Raw genomic sequence first — 5,770 nt, 5'->3', positions numbered from 1 at the left:
AGCGACACGCGATGACCCTGACCGCGAACAGCGGGGACAAACGGGGCGAAGTGATCACCCTATGCGGCAACGATCACCTCTGAAGGATCGAGGCTAACCCCGCGCCACCGGGTCTGACCGGCCGACGCCGCACCCCGGGTCGGGCGCCGGCCGCAGAACGTCCTGGATTCCTTCGGGACGAACAGCTCCCCGAAGGCAACTGCGGGATCAGTTGCCTTCAGGACCTGGTCCCAGCGGTCCTTGGACTGGGGCGCGCATCGTAGAAACGCCGCCCGCAGCGCCTGCTCATTTGCCGAGGACCACAGGGCCGGCTCCAAGGTGCGAGGCGCGGCGGCCACGTGCAGCTGCCCGGGAGACGACCATGTACCAGCGCGACAGCTCCTCAAACACGGCCAGATTGTCGCACCATGCAGCATCCCGAGACCCTCCCAGTCCCGCGTTACTGAATGCCGAACTCTGTACGTTCATCCATACCTACCTCTGCACATACGCGAGTACGTCGACACCAGAACCCCAAACCCGTTAAGAAAGCCATCCTGAGCGATGAGCAGTAGGGCCCTCCTCAGCTATGTGTCGGTGGTCCGGCAGGCCGAGGCGCGGGCAGTGTCGGCGCCGCGGGGTAGGTCGCGCAGACAGCCTCGGGACGCTGCGTCCGCACGGAGGACACCTGGTCGGCCGTGAGGCGCTGTGCGTAGATGTCCAGGGCGGCGAGAGTCGTGCCGGACGTGCCGTAGAGCATCCGCGAGCGGGGCAGCGTCAGCTCACTGGTGACGGTGCCGACGCGCTCACCGTCGAGATACAGCGTGACAGCCGAACCGTCGCTGGTGAGAGCGAAGTCGGCCCACTGCCCTGACCCGAGGCCACGACCAAAGCTCTGGGTCACACCGTTCCAGCGCACGGTGATGTCGGTCGGGCTCAGGGTGACCCGGTTCGTGGAGTCGACCTGGCCGAGCAGAGTCACTGTTCCGCTCACCTTGACGGTGCCGGTGACCGACCAGGGCCCGGTCAGGTTGGAGGCCCCGAGCCAGTAGCCGCCGGAGTCGATGACCTTCACCTGACCCTTGTCCGGGTCGGTGGCTGAGCGCGTCGAGACGAACAGCGGGGTCATCCCGCTGAGGTCGCATCGGTCGATGATTCCGCGTCGGTTGTTCGACGTGTGCGCGTCATAGGTGCCACGGGGGAACTCCGGATCCATGACGTACTGGTGGATCGGTCGGGCGTTCGTGGTGGCGTTGGGCTGCAGGGAGCCCGTGTATCCCGGTGCGGTACCGATGGTCTGCATGGTGGCCTCGTATGCCGCGTACTCCGTCTGGGTGCGCGGGCGGGTGTTCCACTGCCGGTCTGCGACCCGACCTCTCGGCATGATCGACAGCGACTCGAGCCACTGGCCTTCAGCCCAGCCCAAGTCGTCACCCCAGACGTGCATGCCCCACCCGAGGATCTTCGGGTCGGTGGGTGTGGTCCACGTCTGGGCGATGCGCTGCTGGTTGGGGCGGCCTGAACGGGCCGGCACCAGGTAGAGGAAGCTGCCGTCAGCGACGATCTTGTCGTAGGGCTTCAGGTGGGCGGCGGTTCCACTGCCGGTCCAGTCCATGACCATGATGTTGGTGTCGAGCGGGATGTTGCGCGCTGACGCCTCGGAGCCGTTGTAGACCACCGAGGTGCGGCCCTTGGCTCGAACGTGGTCATTCACCTCATTGATGAACTCCATCTCGACATCGGCCGTCGTGGCGTACTTGCCGTTCGAGTTGGCCACGTAGTTCCCCAAAGCGGGGCAGCGGTTCATGTTGGGGGGCATCTCGTCACCACCGAGGTGGACCCATGGCGAGGAGAACCAGGGGAGGAACTCGTCGAGCAACTCCTGGGAGACCTTGAGGGCCTTCGGGTTCATGAGGTTGAACGTGAAGTCGTCGGTCAGGTGGCTGTAGCTGTAGCCCTGGCAGGTGTTCTGCGGAGTCGCGCCCGTGTCGCGCTCACCGAACCCCGGTTCGACCTCACGCGGCCCGTCTGCCATGCCGACGTGGAAGTAGGCCGACTTGGGTGAGACGTGGGCCGGCAGCTCGAAACCTGGAACTAGGGTCACGTTGTTCTCCCGGGCGATCCGGTCGAGACTCTCGATGTCAGCCCGGTCGTAGCTGAAGCCTGGCTCGGCCAGCCCGGGGTACTTGGGGCTGTTGAGTCGGAAACCCTCTGCGTCATCGACGTGAAGCACCAGGTAGTTCTGCTTGAGGTACCCCATCTGTCGGATGACGTCGGCCACGGCGCGAGGCTCCCAGTACTCACGGGACACGTCGATCGCGTTCATGCGCACGGTGGTGTTGGCACGGTCGGTGAGGACACCGGTGGGCAGGGTGCGTTGGTCGGCGCTCCCGACCAGCAGCTGGATCAGGCTGCGCGACCCGTAATAGATGCCACTGGCCGTGGGCGCGGTGAGCCGCACCGTCCGACCGATCTCCAGCCGGTACCCCTCGGGGCCGACCTCGGGTGCGAGAGCCGCATCGAGGGCCACCTGGATGCCGTTGTCGTTCGCACTGTTCGCTTGGGTGAGGGGCAAGCGGACACCCGTGCGGGCCTCGATGTCTCGAGCGGCATACCGTGCGACCTCGCGCAGCGGCCGGGTCGACACAATGGGGTCGGATTCTGTCGTCATGCCCGAGACAACGGTCCAGCGGCCGGCAGTGGCCGGATCGATCACGACCCTGGTCGTGTTCGCCAGGGTGAGCTTCCCCCCTGCGGGCTCCCAGTTCTGCGGAACCGGTAGCAGGGTCGTGCGTGGGTCGGCGACGTCGCTTCGGGCCCCCCCAGGCGTCGTTCGAACAGTAGGTTTCGCGCCCGCCTCACTCGCCATTGCGGGCGACACCAGCATCGAGCATGCCGTGAGGGCTGCGAGGCAGCCAGCGAGTCCCGATATTCGCAACTTCGCCGACCCCTGGTGACGAGGGACGGCACGACGACCAGATTTTGACATGATGCCTCCATCAACTGGTCTAGACCGGTCTAGAGTTGATGGGAGTGTGGCCCGTGCAAGCGCCATGGTCAAGAGGGGGGCAGCGTGCAGGACTTACAAGCGGGGGCCAATGTGCAGGACTGATACACCGCCGCCCCGGGGACGCCGCCAAGCCTCCGCGCGGCTACCTTCCCGAGGCCTTCGCCGGCCTGCTGGCCTTCATGGACAGCGTCGGGATCGGCCGGGCCGTGCTCGTCGGAGGGTCCAGCGGGGGTGTCCAGGCCCGCATCGTCGCCGGACGCCATCCCGACCGGGTGGCAGGGCTCGTACTGATGCCGCCGATCGTGCGCTCCTGGAGGCCCTGCAGGCCCCCGGCGTTCTCCTGATCGACGGTCCGACGGAGCATCAGCTGATCCGTACGGGCACCGCACGGGCGCGGCCACGTGGCCGCGCCCGTCCCACCGTCGCGCCGCCGGCGGACCCGGCGCTCAGCCCGTGACCTTCAGATCCGCCGCACCCCTGCTCATGCGGCAACAGGGGCCGCAGCGTGAGCTGGAGGCGCGTGCCGGCGTACGTCCACACCACCCCGGGCCCGACCTCAGTGGCCAGTCGTTCGGCGCGGGTGAGGCGGGCGCCGGCGAGGATCGTGCAGGTGCCCTCGGGGGTCTCGGTGCCCGCCGACGGGTTGCCGAGAGGCCAGGAGCGGGTCGCGGTGGAGGCGTCCGGCCAGGGGCGGGCGAATACGGCGAGGCGGGAGGCCCGGTAGGGGCGGGTGGGGCCGAGGAAGACGTTCGCGGGCCAGCGGGACGGGTCGGCTCGTTCACGGAAGGCGCTCAACCCGTGTTTGCATGGGTAGTTGATAGGTGCGGTCCGCGACCGTCAGGGCGAGCAAGGCCGTCGACGGCGTCCGGCTCGGTCGGTGCGGTACGTGCCGTCGCGTGTACGTCGGCGTAGAGGGCGTCCGCCTTAGCCTCGGTGACCCGCGGCCTGGCCGGAGCCGCCGCCGGAACACCGGACCTCCAGGTCCTCAACGGCACCGGACGCCCCGTCCGCAAAGCGACGTCATCGTCCTGGTCACCAACGGCCGATTCTCCAAACCCGCCCAGGACTTCGCCAAGTCACAGCGCCTGCACCTTGTGGACAGGGCAACCCTCGCCACCTGGGCCGACGGACAGCGTCCGCTGTGGGAGCTGCTGCGCCCTGTTCCGCCTCCGCGAAGGCGCCGACGCGGTACTGGTGGGCGAATCGCTGATCGTGGGTCGCAACCCGCGGGCCGCCATCTCTGACCTTGTCGCTGCCAGTGCCCACCATGCCGCTCGGCGTCGCACCTGAGGAGCCGTGTCTCCTGTACCGGCCCAGCTGTGTCTTGTGCAGTAAGGGAAGTCGATCCGCGCCCGACGACGACGGTGGGGCCCGGGACACTGCTGGCCGCGTCTCCGGGAGCACGGCCCGGCACGGTGGAGGGTGAGGGGCAGCCGAGTCCGCACTGTGTGCGCGGCTCCCGACCGCCTCCGCCACCCGCTCGCGGCACCTCGGATCGCTGCGAACCTGGCCGAGGTGGTCGGGTAGTTGGTGGTTGCCGAGCGCGAGACCGAGAAACGGGCAATGGCCCGCCCCAAATACGGTCGGCGCCCTTGACGGGGAATGGAGTTCCACCACTATCCTTGCAGGCAGAATATTGGTCTAGACCTCTTGGAGCTCTGATGGGAAGACGTGTTATCGCCCTGAGCGCATGTCTCGCGCTTGCAGGTTCCATAGCCTCCGGCGCGCTGGCTCAGGGCCCCGTGGCCTTCGCGGCAACATCGCAGCAGGGCCCGCCCGCCAGCGCCGAACCGCTGCCGCCCGTCTCCCCCACGCCCCAGTCGCTCACCCGTTCCGGCCGCGATGCCACCGTGACCGGCCGTGTGCTCCTCGTCGCCGACGACGCCACGGACGCGGCAGCGCGTGACCGCCTCTTCCGCGAGCTCAGGAAGCACGGCGCCGACCGGATCGACATCGTCACGCCCGGCAACGTCCCCAAGGCCTCCGCCGGCCTGCTCACCGTGCGGATCGGCCCGGCCGCCCGGCCGGACGTTGCCGAGGCGCTCGGCGACGTGGCCGCCCCGGACCGTGCCGAGGGATACGCCCTGCGGGTCAACGCCAGTGAGCGGGGCGCGCAGATCGCCCTGGGCGGTCACGACGCCACCGGCCAGTTCTACGCCGTGCAGACGCTCCTTCAGCTCTTCGTCCGCGGCGACGACGGCTGGAAGATTGCCGGCGCGCAGGCCGTCGACTTCCCGTCGATGCCGCTGCGCGGCACGATCGAGGGCTTCTACGGTCAGCCGTGGACGCACGCCGAACGGCTCGACCAGATGGACTTCTACGGCGACGTCAAGGCCAACACCTATATCTACGCGCCCAAGGACGACCCCTACCACCGCGGCAAGTGGCGCGACCCCTATCCCACCGACAAACTCGCCGAACTGGGCGAGCTGGTGAACCGGGCCACCGCGAACCACGTCCGCTTCACGTTCGCCGTCTCACCCGGCGGCTCGATCTGCTACTCCGACCCCGACGACCGCAAGGCCCTCAAGGCCAAGCTCCAGGCCCTCTACGACCTGGGCACCCGGTCCTTCTCCATCCCTCTGGACGACATCAGCTACACCAGGTGGAACTGCGCGGCCGACCAGGCAGCGTACGGCCAACCGGGACGCACCGCAGCCGCGAAGGCGCAGGTAGATCTGCTCAATGAAGTTCCCCCTGGGGCCTGGACAGCGGGTTTTTAGGCTGCGGGGGTGAGGTCCTGCCTGAGCAAGATCCTCGTTTCGAGCGGGGTGACGTACC

At 68.1% G+C, this 5,770-nt stretch carries 3 protein-coding genes and 3 pseudogenes; 4 read left to right on the top strand and 2 right to left on the bottom strand.

Going from position 1 to position 5,770, the window contains the following annotated elements; all coding sequences use genetic code 11:
* Positions 1–562: 562 nt before the first annotated feature.
* Positions 563–2,848, bottom strand: a complete 2,286-nt coding sequence (locus AB0915_RS38040) for a family 20 glycosylhydrolase (protein ID WP_366695820.1) — start codon at positions 2,846–2,848, stop codon at positions 563–565.
* Between the two features lie 320 nt (positions 2,849–3,168).
* Between AB0915_RS38040 and AB0915_RS38035 the strand changes: the two genes are divergently transcribed.
* A complete protein-coding gene (locus AB0915_RS38035) occupies positions 3,169–3,333 on the top strand; it encodes an alpha/beta fold hydrolase (RefSeq protein WP_366695818.1) in 165 nt (54 codons plus the stop codon).
* A 19-nt stretch (positions 3,334–3,352) separates the two neighbouring features.
* On the opposite strand, the gene AB0915_RS38030 is transcribed toward AB0915_RS38035, so the two are convergent.
* Positions 3,353–3,784 carry a hypothetical protein gene (locus AB0915_RS38030; protein WP_366695816.1) on the bottom strand — a complete coding sequence of 144 codons (432 nt, stop codon included), beginning with the start codon at positions 3,782–3,784 and terminating at the stop codon, positions 3,353–3,355.
* 147 nt (positions 3,785–3,931) lie between these two features.
* Here AB0915_RS38030 and AB0915_RS38025 point away from each other — a divergent pair.
* The 3 pseudogenes from AB0915_RS38025 to AB0915_RS38015 all read left to right on the top strand — a co-directional run.
* Positions 3,932–4,167, top strand: a pseudogene (locus AB0915_RS38025) (restriction endonuclease); the annotation flags it as partial.
* Positions 4,163–4,279 (top strand): annotated as a pseudogene (locus AB0915_RS38020) (indole-3-glycerol-phosphate synthase TrpC); the annotation flags it as partial. The pseudogenes AB0915_RS38025 and AB0915_RS38020, both read left to right, overlap by 5 nt.
* 368 nt (positions 4,280–4,647) lie before the next feature.
* Positions 4,648–5,676, top strand: a pseudogene (locus tag AB0915_RS38015) (beta-N-acetylglucosaminidase domain-containing protein); the annotation flags it as partial.
* Between the last annotated feature and the right edge of the window lie 94 nt (positions 5,677–5,770).

It is taken from the genome of Streptomyces sp. NPDC048411 (assembly GCF_040704695.1).
Lineage (GTDB): Bacteria > Actinomycetota > Actinomycetes > Streptomycetales > Streptomycetaceae > Streptomyces.
The sequence above is the reverse complement of the archived record's forward strand: the minus strand, read 5'-3'. Positions and strand labels throughout refer to the sequence as shown.

Bases quoted from the DNA above. Each gene is read 5' to 3' on its own strand.
- AB0915_RS38040 (WP_366695820.1), bottom strand. From the start codon at position 2,848: ATGGCGAGTGAGGCGGGCGCGAAACCTACTGTTCGAACGACGCCTGGG.
- AB0915_RS38035 (WP_366695818.1), top strand. From the start codon at position 3,169: ATGGACAGCGTCGGGATCGGCCGGGCCGTGCTCGTCGGAGGGTCCAGC.